A 22,792-nucleotide genomic window follows, 5' to 3' on the forward strand; every position below is an offset into this window, starting at 1 on the left:
CTTTAAGGATAATGCAACAGTCAGACGGATTGTTCCAGTGGTATGAATATCTGGAAGCTGGTTCCACTGCCGGATTGGCTTCTGCACAGTATGGACGCATTCCATTTCGCGAGGATTTCGCGCACGATCGACAAGCCCATGCCCTGATGCTGCCCGCCCTTGTGGCTGCTGCCGGACTGGAACAGGTTGGCGGCACGTTCGGGGGGCAGGCCGGGGCCATTGTCTATCAGTCGCAACTCTGCGCAGCTGCGGCCGTCGGCGATGATCTGCCCGGCGTACGACAGCGACAGGCGGCTGCCCGGTTGCAGCGCCTCGGATGCGTTGCGCATCAGGTTGAGCAGCACCTGCTTGAGTGCCGAAGCCGGCATCGCGACCCGGGGCGAGCCCGACACGGCGCGCAGCTCGAACTGGATGTCACGCTGGGTGAACAGGCTTTCCGCGTAGAGTGCACGCATCTCGTGAAGAATATCTACTACGCGACAGGTCGGTGCTTCGGCCGACTCCAGCGGAAGGTTGCCTGCCGACCGAAGCAGATTGTCGATGCGATCGAGCTCGGCGTTGAGCATGCCCATGTCGTCCTGCAGGGAGCTGTCGTCAGCATGGCTTTGCACCAGCAGGCTGAGTCGACTCTTGATGACCGTCAACGGGTTCGTGGCTTCATGCGCGATGCGGCGTACATGCTCCCGGAAACGGGCATGAAGCTCGGCTTCGCGGGCGGCGAATGCGGCATGCTGGCGTTGGGTGGAGAGGATGGTGCGGGTGGCGGCAGAGAGCAGTTCGACCATCAACCAGCGTGTCGCTCCATCCAGCGCGTCTTCGTGCGATTGACCGATGATCGCGACGGCCCTCAGTGGGCCGAGTTGAAGCGGCAGGCAGATGAAGCCCCTGTGTCCCAGCCAGCGCACCACATGCCAGTCCGCCATGCTGCGCCCGGGCGCATTGGCGTTGGGAAAACAGGAGGTTGGTGTTTCACTGCGCAATGCAAGCGAGATGCAGCTCGCTTCGTCGTCCTCTCTCAGCGCAAGCTCCTCGAGCCACGCCTGGGCCGTATCCGGCAAGACCTTCAGCAGCGGCAGCAGCCGGCCGTCGTCGCTCGGCACCAGCACGATCGGTAGTGCGCAGTGACCGAGCAGCGCGCTGCCGATGCTTAGCCGCACCCCTGCGCGTTCGACATCGAGATCGGAGAACGCGGCCACGATCAGGCCATGCAGTGCGGCTGCCCGGAAGGGCTCGTCCTGCAACAATGCGGGCAGGCCGCCTTGCGTCGCGAGCGCGTTTGCGGCGGGCGCGGGTGGCGGGTAGGCGGCATGACCTGCAACGATGTAGCCGACATCCGAGCGCAGGCTTACGAGGCTGCTTGTCGCCAGCCCGGTCAGTGAGGAGATCTGGTTGATTCGGTTTTCCCAGCCGTCGGCCGCGAGCATTCTGGCCGCCACCAAGATGCCGACGAGCGGGTGGGCGCCCCGAACCTGCTCGTCCAGCAGGCCACATAACTCGAGCGCGTCGGCGAGGGTGCCGGGAAACCCGCAGTTCCGTACGAGACGTGCCAGGTGTTGGCGGGGATTGTCCGCCGCGAGGGGGGGGCTGCCAGCGTCGGAAGTACGTCGGATGTCGAACAGCCCGTACCACAGGCCACCCAGGTAGGCTTCGTCCGGCCTCGGGTAGTGTGACTCCAGCGCAAGATGCAAGGCACATTCGGCCACGACCAGCGCCTGTTGGCCCTGGCTTCCCTGATCCGCGGCGGGCTGGCTCAGAAACCAGGCCCGCAGGAGGTCGGCCCCCAGATTTTCCAGCCGATGCCTCAGGATGACGTTCAGACCCGTCTCGAGTTCGCCGCGCGCCAGTGGGGCCGACGCGAGCAGCAGCAGACACAGCGCCGGATCGCGCGCCGCCACCAGCGCAACCTCCGGCCAGTTCGGCGAACTGGCTGCAAGCAGGCGCAACACCGTCGCGCCGCTCTCTGGCAGCGGTGTGAGCTGGGTGCAGCTGGACGGGGCAAGGGTCATGAATACGGGCGCGGCAGTTTGTCGACGCGACGCATTCTATATGCCTGTATGTGGTTCAACTGTGAACGAATGCGCGTTCGCCTCAGGCTTGCATGCTGTCGGCGAAGCCGAGCGCAATCAACTGGGCCCGATTGATCTGTTCGGACGACAGGTGAAGCTCTGCTGCCGCATTGGCGAGTTTGGCGCAATCGAAATTCTCGCAGTGCTTCGCAAGGGCGAGAAAGGGGGCGAAGTCGCCCTGGTCGTAGAGCAGGGCATCGGACACCGATGCCGGCAAGTGCATCTCTTCGAGCAGGGTCTGCATTGAGGTGCCGAGCAGCAGGTGCAGCAACGAGAATGCCCCGGTGATGAAGAGGTTGTCGCGTTCCGACTTGTCGAAAAAACCGCTGCCGATCTCCTCCATCAGCCGTCCGCGGGCGATCGCCGTCTGCATCATTGCCGGCGCGCCCGGGTCACGGCTCGCGGTGACCAGCAGCAGCGACAGCCACTTGTTCAGATTGGAGTAGCCAAGGATGCTGACCGCATGGCGAAAGGACTGAATCTCGCACATCAGCCCGAAGCCGGCCGAATTGATATAGCGCAGCAGCTTGTAGGAGAGCGCGACATCCTGCTTGAGGACGGCTTCGATGTCGCGGATTTCGCCATTGTTGCGCACCAGATTCAACAGTCGCACGATCTGGGCGTGGCCGGGGGTGAGCTCCTTGGCAGGCGCATTGCCTTGCAGAAAGAACCAGCCCGAGGCACCGTCGTAACCGGCACCGACGGCCTGCCGAAAGGCGGCGATATCCTTCAAGCCCCAGGCCATGCTGAGCCCGGGCGCGCCAACGGGGGCGGGATGCTTGCGCGCATCCATGAGCACGAAACGCCAGTCGATGCCGGGCGGAAGGGCAATGCCCTGGGTAAACCAGGTCAGGCAGACACTGACGCCTGCTGCCTGCAGCTGGGGCAATAGTGCCAGCGTCTGCGGGTGGGCCAGCGCTTGTGCCGGGATCTCGATCAGGGTGTTGGGGGGCACCGCCCAATCCATGACGGCGGGGGTGGGGACGAGGCGTCCCAGGCTGACGAACACGGGGTGATGTGTGGGCCAGAACTCCTGCAGACCGTTCAGAGTATCGACGACTTCGCCGATGTTCGGTCCGTTCGCGATCAGGCGATTGGCGGTGATCGCGCGGTTCTTATTGACCACGGGCTCGCGGGTGATGAAGGTGGTCTGGCTCATTGTCCTGGCTCAGCAGTTCTGTGTGGCAAAGGTGAACGCGTCGGCAAAGAAGGCATCTTCGGCAAGGCCACGCTCCCGGGTGAAGCTGTTGCGAGCTGCGTCGATCATGGGTGGTGCGCCGCAGGCATAGACTTCATGCCCCGAGAGGTCGGCGAAGTCGGCCAGTACCGCTTCGTGCACCAGACCGCGGCGCCCGCGCCAGCCGTCATCGGGCAGGCCGTCGGAGATCACCGGAACATAGTGGAATGCGGGCAACGTCTTTGTCCAGCCCTGCGCCAGATCGTCCATGTAGAGTCCGTCGGAGTGGCGCGCACCCCAGTAGAGTGTGATCGGGCGCGTCATGCCAGTATTGATCGCGTGTTCGATCATGCCCTTGATAGGGGCAAAACCGGTACCGCCTGCCACCATCACGATGGGACGATTACTGTCCTCGCGCAGCCAGAAGCTGCCCAATGGGCCTTCGAAGCGCAGGATGTCGCGCTCTTTCATCGTGCTGAACACCTGGCTTGTGAAACGGCCGCCGTCAATCAATCGCACATGCAGCTCGAGATGGGTGTTGTCCTGCGGTGCGTTGGCAATCGAAAAGCTGCGGCGCTGGCCGTCACCGAGCAGGATGTCGATGTATTGGCCGGCATTGAAGCGAAAAGGTTCGCTGGCCGGTAGCTTGAGTTCGAGGATGATGACGTCGTCTGCCGCGCGCACGAGCTTCTGAACTCGGCACGGCAGCTTCTTGACGGGGATGTCGCCTGCCCGGCTGACATTGCGTGCTTCGAGCACCAGGCTCGAGCGCGGTCTGGAGCGGCAGAACAGGGCGTAGCCCGCTTCGCGTTCGGCCTCTGTCAGCGCGCCGGGAGAGTACGCATCGATGTGGATCTCGCCGCTGACGACGCGGCCTTTGCACGCGCCGCACGCACCGTCCTTGCAGCTGTAGGGCAGCAGCAGGCCGGCCTCGAGTGCGGCCTCGAGGATGGTCTGGTCGTCGTCGGCGGTAAAGGTCTGGCCACCGGGTTGGAGCGAAATCGGATACGGCATGGAGCGTGAGATAATCGGCTGATGAAAAGAATTCTTGTCGTCGGATGCGGCGATGTTGCGCAGCGTGCGATTCCCTGGCTGGTACGGCGGTTCCGCGTGTTTGCCCTTGTCCGCCGTCCGGAGGCGGCCGACGTGCTGCGCCGGCTCGGTGCCGTGCCGCTGATGGCCGACCTCGATGATCGCCGCAGTCTGGCGCGGCTCGCCGGCATTGCCGACGCCGTGCTGCATTTTGCCCCTCCACCGGCGCAGGGCAGAACGGATACCCGCACCCGTCATCTCATCGCCGCGCTAGCAAGCCGGCCGAGTCTACCACAGCACCTGATATACATAAGCACGACAGGGGTTTACGGCGACTGTGGCGGCGCTATTGTAGATGAGACCCGACCGTGCCGTCCGCTCACCCCGCGCGCGGCGCGGCGCGTCGATGCCGAGCATCAGCTGCGAGAATTCGGGCGTCGGCGCGGCGTGGCGGTGTGCATCCTGCGGGCGCCCGGCATCTACGCAGCGGACCGCCTGCCACTGGCACGAATTCGCCGTGGCGACCCGGTGCTGAGCGCGGCAGATGATGTACACACCAACCATATTCATGCCGATGATCTGGCACGCCTGGCCGTACTGGCGCTGACCCGCGGGCGCGGTGGCAGGGCCTACAACGCCGTCGACGATACGACGCTGCGGATGGGCGATTATTTCGATGCCGTCGCCGACGCCTTCGGCCTGACGCGTCCGCCCCGCATGAGCCGGACGGAGATTGCGCAGGTGCTGCCTGCCATGACCTTGTCGTTCATGTCCGAATCACGGCGAATGGACAATCGTCGGATAAGTCGGGAACTGCGCGTGCGCTTGCGCTATCCGACGGTAGGCGCGGGCCTGCTGGCGGCGCAAGGCGCGCACACCCTGGATCAAACCCACCTGACCGATGCACCGGAGTCGTCCTGATGCTCATCCTGAAGGCATTGCATATCATTTTCGTCACGAGCTGGTTCGCCGGGCTGTTCTATCTGCCGCGGCTGTTCGTCAATCACGCCATGGTGAACGATCCGGCCACGCTCGAACGCCTGGTGTTGATGGAACACAAGCTCTATCGCTTCATGACCCCGCTCGGCATCCTCGCGGTGGGTCTTGGCCTGTGGCTCTGGTTCGGATACGGTTTTGCCGGCGGCTGGTTGCACGTCAAGACGACACTGGTCGTCGGACTCATTGCCTATCATCTCTATTGCGGTCGCCTGATGCGTGATTTTGCAGCCGGGCGCAATACCAGGAGCCATGTCTGGTACCGTTTCTTCAACGAAATTCCGGTGCTGGTATTGGTGGTTGTGGTCTTTCTGGTGGTGCTGAAACCCTTCTGAGGGCAAGCGCCACAACGGGTTCGAGGAGACGGGATGCAGCGTGAGACTGCCTTGCCAGCCACAGAGGCGGCCGATGCCGGTGCCTTCGGGTGGCACGCACATTCGGTGCTGATCGTGGATGACGAAGAGGGCATGCGCCACTTCCTCGAGCGCACGCTCAAGCGCCGCTGCGGCATGGTTGAGGCGGCTGCAGGGGTCGAAGAGGCGGTGGCCCTGATGGCGCGGCTGCACTTCGACCTGATCATTCTCGATATTGCCCTGCCGGGCAAATCGGGTATCGAGTGGCTGCACGAGTTGCGCGAGCAGGGTTTTGGCGGCGATGTGATCCTGATCACCGCGTTTGCTGACATGGAGACCGCGATCGACGCCTTGCGTGGCGGCGCGTCCGACTTCATTCTCAAGCCCTTCCGCATCGACCAGATCCTGAATTCCATCAAACGCTGCTTCGAGCGTGCGCATCTTGCGCGCGAGAATTTCGTGCTGCGCAGGGCGCTGGCAGAACACGCGACAGACCTGGACGGACTGGTCGGACATTCGCCGGCCATCCAGCAACTGAGTGCGATGATCCGCCGCGTCGGGCAGACGCCCAGCACCGTACTGCTGCTGGGCGAGTCGGGTACCGGCAAGGAGGTCGCCGCGCGCGCGCTGCACCAGACCAGCCCGCGCGCCCAGCGTGCCTTCGTGCCGCTCAATTGCGCGGCAATTTCCTCCGAGCTGATCGAGAGCGAACTCTTCGGCCACGTCAAGGGCGCCTTTACCGGCGCAAGCGAGAGCCGCAACGGTCTGTTCTATTACGCCCATGGCGGCACCCTGTTTCTGGACGAGATCAGCGAGCTGCCGCTGCCGATGCAGACCCGGTTGCTGCGGGTGCTCGAAGACCGCAGGCTGCGGCCGGTCGGCGCCGAGCGCGAGATTCCGGTCGATGTGCGCATCATCGCCGCGTCCAACCGCGATCTTGCGGCCGAGGTTGCTGCCGGAAGATTTCGGCAAGATCTCTACTTCCGCCTCGCCGTGGTCGATATCCGCATTCCGCCGCTGCGCGAACGGGTCGAGGACATCCCTGACCTGGTGCGTCATTTCATGGGGCTGTTGTCCACCCAGCTTGGCGTGGCACCGCTACCGATCACACATGGTCTGGTGAACGGACTCGGCGCCTATACATGGCCGGGAAATGTGCGGGAGTTGCGCAATTTCGTCGAGCGCTCGCTCATTCTCGGTGGCTTCCCTGCGGTCTTGCAGGCGGGCGCCAGTCCGGAGACCGTGGCGGCCGATGACGACAAGTTGCCGCTGGAGGTGGTGGAGAAGCGTCATATCCTGCGTGTGGTCGAAGCCTGCGGCGGCAACAAATCGGAAGCCGCTCGCTATCTCGGGGTCTCGCGCAAGACGCTGGACAGAAAGTTCGCCGACTGGAGCGAGGGTTCGCGCTCCTCCGCCACCGAAGCCTGATCCGGCTGCGTGCCATGCGGGTTCCCGCTTTCCTTCAGCCCGTGCTCGCCTATTTCCTCAGCTCGGTTCGCGCCAAGCTGATGTTCCTGGTACTGGCACCATTGATGCTCGGTTTTCCGATCATGATGGGGCTGACCTGGTACTGGAGCCATAGCTATTACCACAAGCTCCTCGTATACAAGGTTGGCAGCGATCTGGTGACTGCCCACGAATACTTCGATCGAGTGGTCGACGGCGTCGGCACGCGGGTCGGCGGCCTGGCCGCATCGCGCCGGCTCGCGCAGGCGCTCGACTCCGGGCAGGTCGACGAATTGCTCAAGACATCGCAGGGCGAGCTGGCGCTCGATTTCATCAACGTGCTCGACGTCAATGGTCGCGTGCTGCATTCCACCGGCGCTTTGCCGGTGGGCGCCGCGCGTGGCGAATGGCCGATCGTGGCACGGGCGATCCGCGGCGGGGAGGGCGCGCGCAGCGTGGTTGAGGTCTTCAGCGCCGATGCGTTGGGCGCAATCTCGCCCACGTTTCGCGACCGTGCCCGCCTGCCCCTGGTGGCGACCCCGCGTGCGGCGGACGACCCGCGCTCAGTCGAAGATCGCGGCATGGTGATTCAGGCCGCAGAGCCGGTATTCGATGGCAATGGCAATCTTGCCGGCGTGATCGAGGGCGGTGTGCTGCTCAACGGCAATCTTGGCTTCGTCGATACGATCAACACCATCGTCTACCGGGACGACTCATTGCCGCTCGGGAGCAAGGGTACTGCCACGCTGTTTCTTGGTGATGTGCGCATCGCGACCAATGTCCGTCTATTCGAGGGCGAGCGCGCGCTCGGCACGCGCGCGTCGGCCGAGGTTCGGGAGCATGTGCTGACGCAGGGCAGAACCTGGCTGGAGCGGGCTTTCGTGGTCAACGACTGGTATGTGTCTGGCTATGAACCCATCATGGACAGTCGAGGCAATCGCATCGGCATGCTCTATGTCGGGTTTCTGGAAGCGCCCTTCAGTACCGCGAAGACCTGGGCCCTGTTGGTCATCGCCGGCCTGTTCCTGGTCATCAGTGTCATCGGTGCGGTGTGGTCGCTGCATTGGGCGCGAAGCATCTTCCGGCCGATCGAACGCATGCACGGCGCCATTGGCCGGATCGAGGGCGGAGACGCCGCGGCGCGGGTCGGGATGGTCGACAGTCGCGACGAGCTTGGCCTGCTGGCACGCGAGTTTGATCGCCTGCTCGACGTGCTCGCTCACAAGCGTTATCAGCTCGAGCAACTGGCGGCCTCACTCGATCTCAAGGTGGAGGAGCGTACCCGCGATCTGGAGGCGGCGAACAGCGAACTGCGTGCCGCCCAACGCCAGCTCCTGATGAGCGAGAAGCTCGCCGCGATCGGTGAGCTGACTGCCGGCGTGGCGCACGAGATCAGCAACCCGACCGCGGTCATCCAGGGCAATCTCGATCTGCTGCGCGAGGAGCTGGGGCCAGCGGCGACGCCGGTGTTGAGCGAGATCCGCCTGATCGACGAGCAGGTCAACCGCATCAGGTTGATCGTGACCAAACTGCTGCAATTCGCCCGCCCCGGCGAGTTCGCGGGTTATGTCGACATGGTTGATCCCGGTGCGGTGATCGCCGACTGCCTGGTGCTGACCCGGCAGCATCTGAGCAGCCGTGGCGTGACGGTGGAGCAGCATCTGCACACGACGCGCCGGGTGGAGATCAACACCCAGGAACTGCAGCAGGTCTTGATCAATCTGATCGTCAATGCAGTACAGGCCATGCCCGACGGTGGCGTGTTGACCTTGAGTACGTCGCCGTGGGATGAACATGACATGCCCCGTGGCGTGTGCATCACCGTGCGTGACACCGGACAGGGTATCCGCGAGGAAGATCTCGCGCGTATATTCGATCCTTTTTTCACCACCAAGAAGACGCAGGGAACGGGCCTCGGGCTGTCGATCAGCTACTCGCTGCTAGAGCGCTACGGTGGTCGAATCACCGTTGACAGCACTTATGGCGAGGGGGCCGCATTCACGCTGTGGATTCGCGCCGAGCCGCTGTATCACAACGAACATGCAGAAGCAGGCCGCAATGGCGGTGGCAGACAGGGATGAATATGATGAAGGTGATCGGGTTCGCCGGCTGGTCCGGTAGTGGCAAGACAACGCTGGTCGAACAGGTGATCGCCATCCTGTCGCAGGACGGCCTTGTGGTGTCGCTGGTCAAGCATGCCCACCACACCTTCGACATTGATCACGAGGGCAAGGATTCCTGGCGCCACCGTCACGCTGGCTGCCGCGAGGTCTTGATCAGCTCGGGCCGCCGCTGGTCGCTGATGCACGAGTTGCGCGGCGAAAACGAGATGTCGCTGGACGACTTGCTGGGACAGCTGTCGCACTGTGACTTGGTGCTGGTCGAGGGCTTCAAGCGTGCGGCCATTCACAAGATCGAGGTGCATCGACAGGCCGTGCGGGAACCCCTGCTGTTTCCCGCAGATCCCCTTATTGTGGCCGTTGCGAGTGATGTGGCGCTGGATACGCCGCTACCGCAACTCGATCTTAATGAGCCCGCCCAGGTCGCCGATTTCATCGTGCGCTTTCTGGACTTGAGGCTGCCGGCTTCGAGGAAAACCGAGCGCTCAGCGCTTTCTGAGCGCCTCGGAGAAGCCCTGGACGACGCCGACGACCCGGATCGCGCCTGCACGGATGCTGCCAATTGACTCTGCGGCCTGGCTTGCGAGCGCTACACTCTCTCCGGCCTGGTTGCGCGTGTCGGCCATGCTGGCAATTGCCGATTTCGTTCCTTCCTGAACCTGAGCGATCTTGCCTGAAATGTCGGCGGTCGCGTTCGAGGTACGCTCGGCAAGTTTGCGAACCTCGTCTGCCACAACGGCGAAGCCCCGCCCCTGCTCACCCGCTCTAGCCGCTTCGATCGCAGCGTTGAGCGCAAGCAGGTTGGTCTGATCGGCAATTTCCCGTATGGTCTGCACGATGGAGGTGATCTGGGCCGAACGCTCACCCAGTTCCTCAATCGTCGCGGCCGCCGTGTGCGCGCTTTCGGCAATGGCTCGCATCTTCTTCGTCGCGCCCTCGATAACGCCTGCGCCCTGTTCGGACAGCTCGGCGTTTTCGCGTGCGATCTCGAGTGCCTGCCCCGCGTTCTTGACCTCGGTTTCAATCTGCAGAACTTGGTCGGTGATGTCGCTGGCGAACTTGACCACCTTGACCGGTTTGCCGTCCGGATCCAGGACCGGGTTGTAGCTGGCTTCGAGCCATACGGCTCTGCCATCCTTGGCGACGCGCTTGAACTGACCAGATACGAATTCTCCGCGTCCCAATCGGCGCCAGAACTCTTCGTACTCCGCCGTGCCGACGTATGCCGGTTCGCATAGCATGCGGTGACTCTTGCCTTTGAGTTCGGCCAGCGAATAGCCTATCGTCGCGAGAAAGTTCTCGTTTGCAGTCAATATGTTGCCCTTCAGATCGAATTCGATCGTCGCCATCGAGCGATTGATCGCATCGAGCAGACTCCGGCGTGTGTTCGCTTCTTCGATTCGGACCGTGATGTCGGTTGCAAGTTTGACGATTCCGACCACTTTCCGTTCTTCGTCGAGGATCGGGTTGTAGGTGGCCTCAAGCCATATCGTCCTCCCCCCCTTTGCTTGACGCCGAAAACGACCCGCCACGAATTGACCGCTTCGCAGCTTCTCCCAGTGTTCGCGATATTCAGTCGAATTAACCAATTCCGGGGGACAGAGCATTTCATGCTGCTTTCCGATGATCTCGTCACGGCTGTAGCCAAACAGGATCAGGAAGGTGTCGTTCGCATCGGATATGCGCCCGTCTGGCGTGAATTCGATACTTGCCATCGAACGCGCAATGGCATCGATGAATGCCTTCTGGCGCGCAATTTCACGGCGCTGGAACTCGGACTTCTGTTTCAGTTGAGAGTTGAACATTGTTCCCTTTTCCTTTTCTGCAAATATTGCGAAGCGCTTGGAAACGATGAATTTCGAAGTGGGTCTGACGACAATGTATAACGAAAGTTGCAGTCGCAATGAGGAGTGGGTGGGATAATCTCCGCATTGAGGCTTGCGGTGTGCGCAGGGCGCTCAACAGGGGTGGGCACATGGCCGGAAACTGCTTCCTGACAGCGTGTTTCGTACTGCGTGCGAGGAGCTCTTGCGTGGATCCCATTCGCCAGCGTCAGGTCAGTCGTTTGCCTCTATTCGCCCGAGCGGGCCCAGGTCGTAGCCGCCAAGTCGATTCGCAAATTGGCGCATTTCTGCACTGCCATAGCGTTGCAAAAGCAGTTGAAACAACTTTCGGAAAATGATTTCGCGTGGCATCGCGAGGTCGAAGGCCTCCCAGCCGAGGTTGATGAAACCAAGGCCGAACTCTGCCGCCGCTGCCCGCGTGCCTGGTGCGCAGTCAGCTTCCTCGCGAGCCAACAGGCCGGCGGCTTCTCGTTCGGTGTGGGCTTCCGCGACCACGCTGCAGTCATCGGGGCGAAAGCCCCGGCTGGCCAGTGCCGATTCAAGAAAATGGCGGGATCCTGCGCCGGCTTGACGCATGGCCCAGCGGTAGTCGAACGCTGCAAGCGTCTCGAGGCTGTCGATCGCGAGGTCGCGGCGCAGCATCACGCCCTGTTCGCGGTGCGCGAGTCTGACCAGCGTCCATTGCGGATGTTGGCTGAAGCGGCGCAGCAGCATGCCGTGCTGGGCCACGCTGGTGTCGACGCCGCCCCAGTGCAGGGCGCAGATGTTGGCGCGGCGGCGCGCGAGGAGTTCGAGGCCGGGCAGGGTGCCGGTCGGGCTGTAGGCTACATAGGCGTCGCCGCCGAGTTGCGGGACCAGTGAGGTGACGACGGCCGCGAGCAGCGGATCGTCGCTGCCGGTGATCAGCAAGCGGTCGGTGAGCGCGCCCCCATGCGCCTGTTCGCGCAGCCAATCTTCGAGCAGTGCGCGCGGAAACAGCCACTTTCCACCAATGCGTACTGCCGGGATCTCGCGCGCATTGGCCAACTCGTAGAGTTTCTTTTCGTTCAGATGCAGGTAGGTCGCGGCCTGACGCGCAGTGAGGTTGGGGCTGTCCGCCGCGTCACTGGGTGAGTGGCGCACACCGCGATCAGTCACGGCCACGGGGCTGGGTGCCGGTCGAGGCCGCGCTGAGTTCGTCGCGGGTGTTGATGTTGCGGAAGGCTTCTTCCTCATCGTCGAAAGACACTTCGACGACGTTCAGGCTGCCGTACCAGCGGTCGATCCTGCGCCCGCCCGCTGAGAGGAAGGCGTGCAAGTGATCGGCCAGCGTGCGCCGGCACAGGCAGAACACCGGATGCGCCTGATCGAAGGTCTTGGCCACCGCGAGATCGGCTGCGTTGGCGTGCAGCGCGGTCGCGAGCCGGGCAACGAGATCGCCGGGCAGAAAGGGTGAGTCGCAAGGCGCAGTGACCACCAGCGGGTGGCTGGCACGGAGCAGCGCCGCATGCAGGCCCGCGAGCGGGCCGGCAAAGTCGGGGATGTCGTCGCCGAACACGGGATGGCCGAAGGCCGCGTAAGCCGCGGTGTTCTGGTTGGCGTTGATCATCAGTTCGTCGACCTGGGGGGCGAGCCGCGCCAGCACGTGTGCCGCCATCGGCTTGCCGTCGAGTTCGACCAGGCCCTTGTCCACGCCCCCCATGCGCCGGCCCATGCCGCCGGCAAGAACGACTCCGGTGATTTTCTCGGCGCTCATCGCTGGAAGTGCTCCCCGCCACTGAACAGCAGATAGTGCTTGCCCTGGGCGCGACCGATCATGGTCAGGCCGAGTTTCTGCGCGATGTCCCAGCCCATCTTGGTCAGGCCGGAGCGTGACACCAGGAAGGGAATGCCCATCTGCGCGGTCTTGATCACCATCTCCGAGGTGAGGCGGCCGGTGGTGTAGAAGATCTTGTCGCTGCCGTCGAGCCCGTCCAGCCACATGTGGCCGGCGATGGCGTCCACTGCGTTGTGGCGACCGACGTCTTCGACGAACATCAGCACCTTGCAGCCGTCCGGGGTGGCTTGCGCGAGCGCGCAACCGTGTACCGCGCCGGCCTGTTTGTAGATGGATTCGTGGTGCCGCACGGCCTCCATCAGGCCATAGAGTGTGGCCTGCGACAGGCTGCGCTGTTCAGGCAGCCGGATGCTGTCGATTTCGTCCATCAGCCCGCCGAAGACCGTGCCCTGGCCGCAGCCGGTGGTCACGGTGCGGGTGCCGAGACGTTCGTCGGCGTCCTGCAGGCCGTTGCGGGTGGTGATGGAAACCGCCTCGACCTCCCAGTCGACCTGAACCGATGCAATCTCGTCCAGGCTCCTCACCAGGCGCTGGTTGCGCAGCCAGCCGATGGCGAGCGCTTCGGGGGCGGCACCCAGTGTCATCAGGGTGACGATCTCGCGTTTGTCGACGTAGAGCGTGAGCGGGTGCTCGCCGGCAATCGCGGTGGGCACCTGTTCGCCGAGTTCGTTGATGGCGGATATGGTGACGGTGAGCGGTCGGCTGGCGCTGCTGAGCAAAGGACGTCGGGCGGGCGGGAGATTCATGCGGATCATGCCGTGGGGTGGAGCGGGGATTGTAGCCTCAACGTTCAAAGGGGTCATTCGAAGGGGGCAGAGTCGTTTGTTCAAATGGATCAGCGATCAAACGACTCTGAGCCCTTTGAACTGCCTGAGATGTCGTCGCGGGTGAGGCCGTTTTCGGGTGCGGTCAGGTTGAGCGCCACCAGCGACAGTGCGCGGTAGGCCTCGCCGAGGTCGGGGTCAAGGTCTGTGGCCGCGTCGATTTCGTCGCGGATGGTCCGCTTGTCGCCGCGCGCCACCGGGCCGGTCAGGGCGGCACGCGTGCCGTTGCGGTCAATATTGGTTAGTGTGCCGGCGACCAGCGGTTGCAGCGCGGACCACGCGGTGTCGCGGTCCACGCCGGCGCCTTCCATACAGCGCAGTGCGGCCTCCATCAGTGCGACGAGGTGGTTGCATGCCAGCACCGCGGCGGCGTGGTAGCGCAGCTTGTGCTCGGCGTCGATACCGAAGCGGCGTGCGCCGATGGCATCGAACAGGGGTGCGATACGCCGCAAGGCCTCAGCTTCGCCTTCGCAGGCGCAGAAGGTGCCGTCGAAGCTTGTGATGGCGGTGGCGGGCGTGGCGAAGGACTTGAGTGGATGAACACTGGCGGTGCGGGCGCCGATTGCATGCAGCGGTGCGAGCACGTCCGAGCGGAGCGCACCGCTGCAATGAAAGACGATATCGCCTGGGCGTAGCGCGCGTTGTCCTGCGAGTCGGGCCGCGACGTCGGCGATGGCGTCGTCCGGCGTGGCGATCAACCACAGGTCGGCGGGGGGAGGCGGGCCCACTGTCACGGGTGAGCCTGCCCCGATGAAGTCCCGCGCGCTGGTGCAACGTTCGGCATTGCGACCGGCGACGGCGCCAATGCGGACGAGATCCGCGTCGTGCCACAGGCGGGCGAGTGAGCGGCCCAGGCGGCCGGGGCCGATCAGGTTGAGGGTTGGGACTGTTTGAATGGGCATGGATCGATTGTAAGTGAGGGCGGTCCACCCTGCAGGCAGCGGCGACGGCGCGGCGGTTTGTTCGGCACATGTGCGATGCCAGTCTGCTGACGTATGCTGTAAACGAGATCCGACTTTTTCAAGGAATGTCCGCATGCACCACTTTCCCGTAGCCGTGATCATGGAGCGTCGGCGCTTGCAGAATCGCTGGGTCGACGAGGCCTGGGAGGCAGTGGGCGTGGTGCCGGCATTCGACGCCGAGGCGCCGGCCGGGCCGGAGGCGACCAGGCCGGCGCCGCGCCGGATATTGCAGGAAGACGACCGCGATCAGTGGCTGTTCGATGGCTTTCGCCTGGAGCTGTTTCGCGACGAGGTCGATAACTACTTCCTCAACATGAGTTCGCCCATCCCCAAGGTGTTCGTGATGTGGCGCAAGGAAGGCGACATTGCCGCGCCCGAGGTAACTTCGGTGAGTTATGGCGAGGCGGCGCGCTGGCTGGATTCCGGCGAACAGGTCGATGGTGTTCCGATGTCGCGCGAGATGGCCGACTGGGTGGGCGACTTCGTCAATACCCATTACAAGCCGGCGCCGCGCAAGAAGGTGCGGCGCAATGATCCGCTGGCGCAGGACAGGGGGCGGGCGTGAGCGCGCCGGGTCGATTCCTGTCGCGGTGGTCGCGACTGAAGCTGACGCCGGCAGCGGCGGAAACACCGGTCGTGGCGAACGCGGCGGTCGATGCGCCGGCGACGGCAAGTGGCACTCCGGCCGCTGGCATCGATCCTTCCGCCGCACCGGATGTGTTGCCTGACATTGCCTCGCTTGCCCTGGATTCCGACTTTACCGCCTTCTTAAAGGAAGAGGTCAGCGAAGGGCTGCGTCGGCAGGCGTTGAAGAAGCTGTTCAGCGACCCTCACTTCAACGTCATGGACGGGCTCGACATCTACATCGACGACTATTCCGTGTCGCAGCCGATCCCGCCGGAATTGCTGGCCAAGCTGCGTTCTGCGGCCGAATGGCTGGGCGATCGCGAGGGCAAGATCGACGACGAGAATGACGCCGAATCCGGTCTGGTGGAGACCCCGGCGGCGCTGGCCGACGGGGCGCCGGAGACGCAGGCTGTTTCTGCGTTGGCGCCTGAAGCCGGAGGCGCGCCGCTCGACACTGCGCTCGGCAAGGCAGTGCCGGGCGCCACGGACGACACCTTATCGCGCTGAGGCAAGGCGGCCCCGGTCGAGGCGTTCGTCGTCCGGTCTGGCATGCCGCTTCATTTTCTCATCATGTTCCGGGTGGTTTGATGCTGCGCTGCGATACGGTCATCTATTGAGACAAATTGACCTTGTCGGGACATTTTGTCTATTTTCATTCCGGATGCGTCGAAATCTGCGGTGTTCTGGTTGTCCTTACTGTCTATGAAGAAGATTTCATAGGCGCGCTGGGTGCTTAGGGTCCACACCTTCAAGGATGTGGACCAATGCGCAACAGCAGCAAACAGATCCGTCTTTGCGATTGCAATCGCAGCTTCAATCTCGACGCCGAGCGGCTGGGCGAACTCTCGTCCGGCGCCGCTGTGTCGGTCCATCACGAACTCTGCCGCCGTGAACTGCCGGTGCTGGAGGCGGATCTCGTCGCCGGGTGCGATGTGGCGGTGTCCTGTACGCAGGAGTCGGCCCTGTTCTCCGAACTCGCCGACTCGATCGATGCTGCCCGTCCGATCCGCATCTTCAACGTACGTGAAAACGCCGGCTGGTCGGACGAGCGCGCGGCAGTGACGCCCAAGATCGCGGCCCTGATCGCGGCCGCCACCACCTTGCCCGACGTCGAGCCGGTGACCGGCGTGCAGATGCATGCCGGGCGAACCTTGCTGATCGTCGGCGAAGGTGGCGCCGCGCTGGGCTGGGCCGAGCGTCTGGCCAGCAGCTTCGAGGTCTCGGTGCTGATGACCGAGCGCGCAGGCGAGGTCGAGTTGCCGGCCGAGAACGCCTATCCGGTATGGTCGGGCAGCCCGCTGGCGCTCAAGGGCCATCTGGGCGCCTTCGAACTGAGCTGGACGCAGCAGAACCCGATCGATCTCGATCTGTGCGTGCACTGCAACGCCTGTATCAAGGCCTGCCCGGAAGGGGCGATCGGTTTTGATTTTCAGGTCGATGCGGACAAGTGCAGAAGCCATCGCGCCTGTGTCACCGCCTGTGGAGAGATTGGCGCAATCGATTTTTCCCGCAAGGATGTTGCACGCAGCGAGCAGTTCGATCTGGTGCTCGATCTGCAGGCCGAACCCCTGCTCAAGCGCGTCGAGCTGCCCGACGGCTATGCTGCGCCCGGTCGCGACCCTTTCGATCAGGCGTTGGCGGTGCAGGCCCTCGGCGAATGCGTCGGCGAATTCGAAAAGCCGCGTTATGTGGCCTTCGAGTCCGGCCTGTGCGCGCATAGCCGCTCGCGCAAGCAGGGCTGCAACAATTGCATCGAGGTCTGTGCGACCGAGGCGATCCGCAGCAATGGTGACTTGATCGCGGTCGATCCCTATCTGTGCAAGGGCTGTGGCACCTGCAGTACCGTGTGCCCGTCGGGTGCGCTGTCCTTCCAGTACCCCCGCGTGCCGGATGTCGGCTTGCAGGTCAAAACCGTGCTGAGCGAATACGCCTGTGCCGGCGGAAACGATGCCTGCGTGCTGTTCCATGCGGCAGATGCCGGGGGCAAGCTCATCGAGCGCCTGGCGCGCCGCGGCCGTGGTCTGCCGGCGCGGGTGATTCCGGTTGAGATCTGGAGCGCCGATGCGATCGGCCTCGACCTGATGCTCGGCACCCTGGCGTTGGGTGCCTGTCAGGTGGCGGTGCTCACGGCCGGCAGCCACGATACCGCACCGCTTCGGGCCCAGGCCGGGCATGCCATGGCGACTCTCGGCGCGCTCGGCTATGCCGGCGAGCCGGTGCGGATGATCGATGCAGCCGATGCGGACGACTGGAAAACGCTCGAGCAGGCGTTGTGGGACTGGGTGCCTGCAATGGCAGTGAGCCAGCCGGCGAGTTTTCGCCTGCTGCCGAAGAAGCGCGAAACCCTGGAACTGGCGCTGCGTCACCTGGTTGCCGAGGCGCCTGCGGCGCGTACCGAAGCCGGCTTGCCGGCGCTGGTGGCACTGAAGGCCGGCGCGCCCTTCGGTCAGGTCCTGGCCACGGATGCCTGCACGCTGTGCATGGCCTGTACTGGCGCCTGTCCGGCGGGTGCGCTGCGTGCGTCGAACGACTCCTACCGGCTTGACTTCATTGAACGCAACTGCCTGCAGTGCGGGCTGTGCGTGAGTGCGTGCCCGGAATCGGCGCTCAGTCTCGAGCCGCGCCTGTTGCTCGGTGACGAGGCCCGTCGCGCGCGCAAGCTGCGCGAAGCCGACACCTTCCACTGTGTGAGCTGCGGCAAGGCGATGGGGGCCTCGCCGATGATCGAGGCGATGATTTCGCGCCTGACTGGCCACTCGATGTTTGCCTCGGCCGCCGAACTCGGCCGCCTGCGCATGTGCGGCGACTGCAGGGTGATCGACCTGATGAAGAACGAGCAAAGCACCAAAGCCTGGGACATGACCGAATGAATGCACCGATGAGCGCCGGCGTCCGCACGCTGCAGCCCGCACCGGCATGCTCGGAAGAGGACCGCGCGCGCGCCGAACACTATGCGCTGCTTGCCCGCCTGTACTTTGCTCCGCCGGATGCCGCCCTGCTGCAGGGGCTGAGCCGGATCGCGCAGGTGCTGGGTGCAGGCAAGGGCGCATTCCCAGAGGCCTGGGCGGCACTGGGCGAAGCTGCTGCGGCGACGAGCGCCGAGGCGGTCGGTGTCGAGTATTCCGCGCTGTTCCAGGGCGTCGGGCGTGCCGAGGTCATGCTCAACGGTTCCTGGTATCTGACCGGCTTCCTGCAGGAAGAGCCGTTGGCCGAACTGCGCGAGGATCTGATCGAGCTCGGACTCGGACGACGTGAGGGCGTGGCCGAAACCGAGGACCACATTGCTGCGTTGGCCGAGGTGATGCGGCATCTGGTGGTGATCGGCCCGGACGACGAGGGGTTGGTGCGGCAACAGGCATTCTTCAGCCGCCACATCGCGCCGTGGTACGGCGCTTTCGTGGCAGAGGTCGCGGCTGCGCCGTCGGCCAGTTTCTATGTACGGGTCGGCAGTCTGTTGCAGGCCTTTTTCGATATCGAGCGCCAGGCGTTCGACATGGTGTGATCGGGCCGGCCACGGCCGGCAGTCCGTCCAATTGATGGGGAGAACGAAGATGAGCGAGAACAAGACCAGGCTGTCGCGGCGGAACTTCCTGCTGTCGCTCGGGGCTGGCGGGGCCGCAGGTGCGGCGGCGGTGGCCACGGTGGCGAGCGGGCCGGCTGCACCGGCAGTTGAGCAGGCGGTGAAGCGTGCCGCCTCCAGCGAGGGCGTCGGCACCAGCGAGCACATGCGCAACTACTACCGCACTGCGCGCATCTGAAGGAGAGCATACGATGTTGACCAGGAAAAGTGCCGTCGTCAGCGGCAGCAGCACCCGGCGTTTGCGCAGCTCTGCGGCGCGCATCATGGGCAAGACCATGGACCGCAGGGCCTTCCTCAAGCATTCAGGCCTCGGCATGGGGGCCGGCGCGATTGCCACCCAGCTGCCCTACAACCTGATCGGCAGCGCAGAAGCGGCCGAATCGACTGAAAACCGCATGGCCGGTGGCGAGGAAGTCAAGCGCACCGTGTGTACCCACTGTTCGGTGGGCTGTGCGGTGGATGCGGTGGTGAAGAACGGCGTGTGGGTGCGGCAGGAGCCGGTGTTCGACTCACCGATCAATCTCGGTGCGCACTGCGCCAAGGGCGCCTCGGTCCGCGAGCACGGTCACGGGGAGCATCGCCTGAAGTACCCGATGAAGCTGGTCGACGGCAAGTATCAGAAGATCAGCTGGGAACAGGCGCTGAACGAAGTCGGCGACCGTCTGCTGAAGATCCGCGAAGAGAGCGGTCCGGACGCCGTGTACTGGATCGGCTCGTCCAAACACAATAACGAGCAGTCCTATCTGCTGCGCAAGTTCGTGTCCTTCTGGGGCACCAACAACTGCGACCACCAGGCCCGTATCTGCCACTCCACCACGGTGGCCGGTGTGGCGAACACCTGGGGTTACGGCGCGATGACCAACTCCTACAACGACATGCAGTTCGCCAAGGCGATGCTGTTCATCGGCTCCAACGCTGCCGAGGCGCATCCGGTGTCGCTGCTGCACATTCTGCATGCCAAGGAAAACGGCGCCAGGATGATCGTCGTGGACCCGCGCTTTACCCGCACCGCGGCCAAGGCCGACCATTACGTGCGTATCCGTTCCGGTACCGACATTCCCTTCATCTGGGGCATGCTGTACCACATCTTCAAGAACGGCTGGGAAGACACCAAGTACATCAACGATCGCGTCTTCGGCCTGGAAAAGGTCAAGGAAGAGATCATGACCTGGACGCCGGAAAAGGTCACCGAGGTGACCGGCATCCCGGAAGAGCAGGTCTTCAAGGTCGCCGAGGCGATGGCGAAGAACAAGCCGTCGACGGTGGTGTGGTGCATGGGGCAGACCCAGCACACCGTCGGCAACGCCAACGTGCGCGCGATGTGCATTTTGCAGCTGGTGCTGGGTAACGTCGGCGTGTCCGGTGGCGGCACCAACATCTTCCGCGGTCACGACAACGTGCAGGGCGCAACCGACGTCGGCCCCAACCCCGATTCGCTGCCCGGCTACTACGGTCTGGCTGCAGGCTCGTGGAAGCACTGGGCGACGGTGTGGGGTGTGGACTACGAGTGGATCAAGGGGCGTTACGCCTCCGAGGCGATGATGACCAAGTCTGGCATCACCGTGTCGCGCTGGATCGACGGCGTGCTCGAGAACAACGAACTGATCGACCAGGATTCGAACCTGCGCGCGGTGGTCTACTGGGGGCACGCGCCCAACTCGCAGACTCGTGGCGCCGAGATGGTCGAGGCGATGAAGAAGCTCGACACCATGGTGGTGATCGATCCCTATCCCTCGGCAACCGCATCGATGGCGGCGATGGTACGCAAGGATGGTGTGTATCTGCTGCCGGCCGCGACCCAGTTCGAGACCTATGGCTCGTGTACGGCCTCGAACCGTTCGCTCCAGTGGCGAGAGAAGGTGATCGAGCCCCTGTTCGAGTCCAAGCCCGATCACACCATCATGTATGCCTTCGCCAGGAAGTTCGGCTTTGGCGACGAGCTGGTGAAGAACGTCAAGCTCACCAAGGACAAGCAGGGCTGGGACGAACCGGAGATCGAGGACATTCTGCGCGAGATCAACCGCGGTACCTGGACCATCGGCTACACCGGCCAGTCGCCCGAGCGCCTGAAGCTGCACATGAAGAACATGCACACCTTCGATGTGAAAACGCTGAAGGCGGTGGGGGGGCCGTGCGACGGAGAATACTTCGGTCTGCCGTGGCCCTGTTTCGGCACGGCGGAGATGAAGCATCCCGGTACGCCCAACCTGTACGACACCTCGAAGCACGTGATGGACGGCGGGGGCAACTTCCGCGCCAACTTCGGCGTCGAGCGCGATGGCGTGTCGCTGCTCGCGGCAGACGGCTCCGCCTCCAAGGGAGCGGACCTGCAGATGGGTTACCCCGAGTTCGACCATGTGCTGCTGAAGAAGCTGGGTTGGTGGGACGAGCTCACCGACGCCGAAAAGGCGCTGGCCGAGGGCAAGAACTGGAAGACCGACCTCTCCGGCGGCATTCAGCGCGTGGTGATGAAGAATCACGGCTGTCACCCCTTCGGCAATGCCAAGGCGCGTGCGCTGGTGTGGAACTTCCCCGATCCGGTGCCGCTGCACCGCGAGCCGATCTACTCGCCGCGTCCGGACATGGTCGAGAAGTACCCGACGCATGCCGACAAGATGGCCTTCTGGCGTCTGCCCACGCTGTACAAGTCGTTGCAGGACAAGGTCAAGGATATCTCCAGGGAATATCCGCTGATCATGACCTCGGGACGCCTGGTCGAGTACGAGGGCGGTGGCGAGGAAACCCGCTCAAACCCGTGGCTGGCCGAGTTGCAACAGGAGATGTTCGCCGAAGTGAATCCGAAGGACGCCAACGACCAGGGCATCCGCAACGGCGACTACATGTGGGTCGAGTCGCCGACCAAGGCCAAACTCAAGGTGCGTGCTCAGGTTACCGAGCGGGTGGGTGCGGGCACGGTATTCCTGCCCTTCCACTTTTCCGGCTGGTGGCAGGGCGAAGACATGCTCAAGTATTACCCCGAGGGCGCGGCACCGATCGTGCGTGGCGAGGCGGTCAATACCGCGACTACTTACGGTTATGACTCGGTGACGATGATGCAGGAAACCAAGACGACCCTGTGCCGGGTCATGAAGGCCTGAGGGGGAGGAGAGAACAATGGGACGCATGAAATTTCTGTGTGACGCTGAGCGCTGCATCGAGTGCAACGGCTGTGTCACCGCCTGCAAGAATGAGAACGAGGTGCCTTGGGGTGTCAACCGCCGCCGGGTGGTGACGATCAACGACGGGGTCCCGGGTGAGCGCTCGATGTCGGTGGCCTGCATGCACTGCTCGGACGCACCGTGCATGGCGGTGTGCCCGACCAACTGCTTCTACAAGGCAGAGGGCGGCGTGGTGCTGCACGACAAGGACCTGTGCATCGGCTGCGGTTACTGCTTCTATGCCTGCCCGTTCGGCGCGCCGCAATTCCCCAACGGTCCGAGCGCCTTCGGCGAGCGCGGCAAGATGGACAAGTGCACCTTCTGTGCTGGTGGTCCGGAAGAGACCGGTTCCAAGGAAGAGTATGCCAAGTACGGCTCCAATCGCCTTGCCGAGGGCAAGCTGCCGGCCTGTGCCGAGATGTGTTCGACCAAGGCGTTGCTGGCGGGCGATTCGGCTGCCGTGTCCGATATCTTCCGTGACCGCGTGTTGCGTCGTGGCAAGGGGCTGGAGGCCTGGGGCTGGATGACGGCTTACGGCGCCGAGCAGAAGGAGGGTGCGAAATGAACACGCGAGGCTTGATGTCGATGCTGGCGGCAGTGGTGCTGGCGGTCGGGCTGACCGGCTGCGGCGAGCAGCCGCAGGTGGTGTCCTATGAGCAGGGCAAGTATCAGGGCAAGGCCGACAGCCAGCCTTGGGACAATCCGGTGTTCAAGGGTGACAAGGCCGCGTGGGAGCTGGCGATGAAGAATCGCACCCGAGGGCAGAACGAATACAACCGTACCCAGTGAGG

General features: G+C 63.8%; 20 protein-coding genes and 1 pseudogene. 13 read left to right on the forward strand and 8 right to left on the reverse strand.

The window, feature by feature from the left end:
- Positions 1-20: 20 nt before the first annotated feature.
- The 3 genes from J5J83_RS16675 to J5J83_RS16685 form a co-directional block, all read right to left on the reverse strand.
- Positions 21-2,006: a HAMP domain-containing sensor histidine kinase gene (locus J5J83_RS16675; RefSeq protein ID WP_212351047.1), complete on the reverse strand. Its 1,986-nt coding sequence runs from the start codon at positions 2,004-2,006 to the stop codon at positions 21-23.
- A gap of 82 nt (positions 2,007-2,088) precedes the next feature.
- Positions 2,089-3,225: an HDOD domain-containing protein gene (locus tag J5J83_RS16680; RefSeq protein WP_212351049.1), complete on the reverse strand. Its 1,137-nt coding sequence runs from the start codon at positions 3,223-3,225 to the stop codon at positions 2,089-2,091.
- 9 nt (positions 3,226-3,234) lie between these two features.
- The gene (locus J5J83_RS16685) at positions 3,235-4,257 is read right to left on the reverse strand and encodes a CDP-6-deoxy-delta-3,4-glucoseen reductase (protein WP_212351051.1); all 1,023 of its coding nucleotides are present in this window, start codon (positions 4,255-4,257) and stop codon (positions 3,235-3,237) included.
- 21 nt (positions 4,258-4,278) lie between these two features.
- On the opposite strand from J5J83_RS16685, the gene J5J83_RS16690 reads away from it, so the two are divergent.
- The 5 genes and pseudogenes from J5J83_RS16690 to mobB all read left to right on the forward strand — a co-directional run.
- Entirely contained in the window at positions 4,279-5,196 is a 918-nt protein-coding gene (locus J5J83_RS16690; RefSeq protein ID WP_212351053.1) for an SDR family oxidoreductase, read from the forward strand.
- Positions 5,196-5,606 carry a CopD family protein gene (locus tag J5J83_RS16695; protein ID WP_212351055.1) on the forward strand — a complete coding sequence of 137 codons (411 nt, stop codon included), beginning with the start codon at positions 5,196-5,198 and terminating at the stop codon, positions 5,604-5,606. Before J5J83_RS16690 ends, J5J83_RS16695 begins: the two co-directional genes overlap by 1 nt.
- A gap of 33 nt (positions 5,607-5,639) precedes the next feature.
- Positions 5,640-7,052, forward strand: a complete 1,413-nt coding sequence (locus tag J5J83_RS16700) for a sigma-54 dependent transcriptional regulator (protein WP_212351057.1) — start codon at positions 5,640-5,642, stop codon at positions 7,050-7,052.
- 14 nt (positions 7,053-7,066) lie between these two features.
- The gene (locus J5J83_RS16705) at positions 7,067-9,151 is read left to right on the forward strand and encodes a cache domain-containing protein (RefSeq protein WP_212351059.1); all 2,085 of its coding nucleotides are present in this window, start codon (positions 7,067-7,069) and stop codon (positions 9,149-9,151) included.
- Between the two features lie 5 nt (positions 9,152-9,156).
- Positions 9,157-9,639: pseudogene (gene mobB / locus J5J83_RS16710) on the forward strand (molybdopterin-guanine dinucleotide biosynthesis protein B); the annotation flags it as partial.
- A 36-nt stretch (positions 9,640-9,675) separates the two neighbouring features.
- Here mobB and J5J83_RS23170 read toward each other — a convergent pair.
- The 5 genes from J5J83_RS23170 to J5J83_RS16735 all read right to left on the reverse strand — a co-directional run bounded on the left by J5J83_RS23170 (position 9,676) and on the right by J5J83_RS16735 (position 14,576).
- On the reverse strand, positions 9,676-10,995 hold the full coding sequence (locus J5J83_RS23170) for a PAS domain-containing methyl-accepting chemotaxis protein (RefSeq protein WP_212351061.1): 1,320 nt from the start codon (positions 10,993-10,995) through the stop codon (positions 9,676-9,678).
- Positions 10,996-11,247: 252 nt separating this feature from the next.
- Positions 11,248-12,156: a helix-turn-helix transcriptional regulator gene (locus J5J83_RS16720; protein WP_349251915.1), complete on the reverse strand. Its 909-nt coding sequence runs from the start codon at positions 12,154-12,156 to the stop codon at positions 11,248-11,250.
- Between the two features lie 7 nt (positions 12,157-12,163).
- Positions 12,164-12,769, reverse strand: coding sequence for a molybdenum cofactor guanylyltransferase MobA (mobA, locus tag J5J83_RS16725; RefSeq protein ID WP_212351065.1), 606 nt, complete (start codon positions 12,767-12,769; stop codon positions 12,164-12,166).
- On the reverse strand, positions 12,766-13,596 hold the full coding sequence (locus tag J5J83_RS16730; protein ID WP_212351067.1) for a formate dehydrogenase accessory sulfurtransferase FdhD: 831 nt from the start codon (positions 13,594-13,596) through the stop codon (positions 12,766-12,768). The genes mobA and J5J83_RS16730 overlap by 4 nt, the downstream gene beginning before the upstream one ends.
- Before the next feature lie 89 nt (positions 13,597-13,685).
- The gene (locus J5J83_RS16735; RefSeq protein WP_212351069.1) at positions 13,686-14,576 is read right to left on the reverse strand and encodes a DUF2520 domain-containing protein; all 891 of its coding nucleotides are present in this window, start codon (positions 14,574-14,576) and stop codon (positions 13,686-13,688) included.
- A 133-nt stretch (positions 14,577-14,709) separates the two neighbouring features.
- On the opposite strand from J5J83_RS16735, the gene J5J83_RS16740 reads away from it, so the two are divergent.
- From J5J83_RS16740 to J5J83_RS16775, 8 genes are all read left to right on the forward strand, one after another.
- Positions 14,710-15,201, forward strand: coding sequence for a DUF3305 domain-containing protein (locus tag J5J83_RS16740; RefSeq protein ID WP_212351071.1), 492 nt, complete (start codon positions 14,710-14,712; stop codon positions 15,199-15,201).
- Positions 15,198-15,770 carry a DUF3306 domain-containing protein gene (locus tag J5J83_RS16745; RefSeq protein WP_212351073.1) on the forward strand — a complete coding sequence of 191 codons (573 nt, stop codon included), beginning with the start codon at positions 15,198-15,200 and terminating at the stop codon, positions 15,768-15,770. The genes J5J83_RS16740 and J5J83_RS16745 overlap by 4 nt, the downstream gene beginning before the upstream one ends.
- A 257-nt stretch (positions 15,771-16,027) precedes the next feature.
- Positions 16,028-18,133, forward strand: coding sequence for a 4Fe-4S binding protein (locus J5J83_RS16750; protein ID WP_212351075.1), 2,106 nt, complete (start codon positions 16,028-16,030; stop codon positions 18,131-18,133).
- The gene (locus J5J83_RS16755; RefSeq protein WP_212351077.1) at positions 18,130-18,765 is read left to right on the forward strand and encodes a molecular chaperone TorD family protein; all 636 of its coding nucleotides are present in this window, start codon (positions 18,130-18,132) and stop codon (positions 18,763-18,765) included. Before J5J83_RS16750 ends, J5J83_RS16755 begins: the two co-directional genes overlap by 4 nt.
- A gap of 49 nt (positions 18,766-18,814) precedes the next feature.
- Positions 18,815-19,021, forward strand: coding sequence for a hypothetical protein (locus J5J83_RS16760; RefSeq protein ID WP_212351079.1), 207 nt, complete (start codon positions 18,815-18,817; stop codon positions 19,019-19,021).
- A 13-nt stretch (positions 19,022-19,034) separates the two neighbouring features.
- A complete protein-coding gene (locus J5J83_RS16765; protein WP_212351081.1) occupies positions 19,035-21,941 on the forward strand; it encodes a formate dehydrogenase subunit alpha in 2,907 nt (968 codons plus the stop codon).
- 16 nt (positions 21,942-21,957) lie between these two features.
- The gene (gene fdh3B, locus J5J83_RS16770; protein ID WP_212351083.1) at positions 21,958-22,566 is read left to right on the forward strand and encodes a formate dehydrogenase FDH3 subunit beta; all 609 of its coding nucleotides are present in this window, start codon (positions 21,958-21,960) and stop codon (positions 22,564-22,566) included.
- Positions 22,563-22,790, forward strand: a complete 228-nt coding sequence (locus J5J83_RS16775; RefSeq protein ID WP_212351085.1) for a hypothetical protein — start codon at positions 22,563-22,565, stop codon at positions 22,788-22,790. Before fdh3B ends, J5J83_RS16775 begins: the two co-directional genes overlap by 4 nt.
- Positions 22,791-22,792 lie beyond the last annotated feature (2 nt).

It is taken from the genome of Azoarcus sp. L1K30 (assembly GCF_018122735.1).
Classification (GTDB): Bacteria; Pseudomonadota; Gammaproteobacteria; order Burkholderiales; family Rhodocyclaceae; genus Parazoarcus.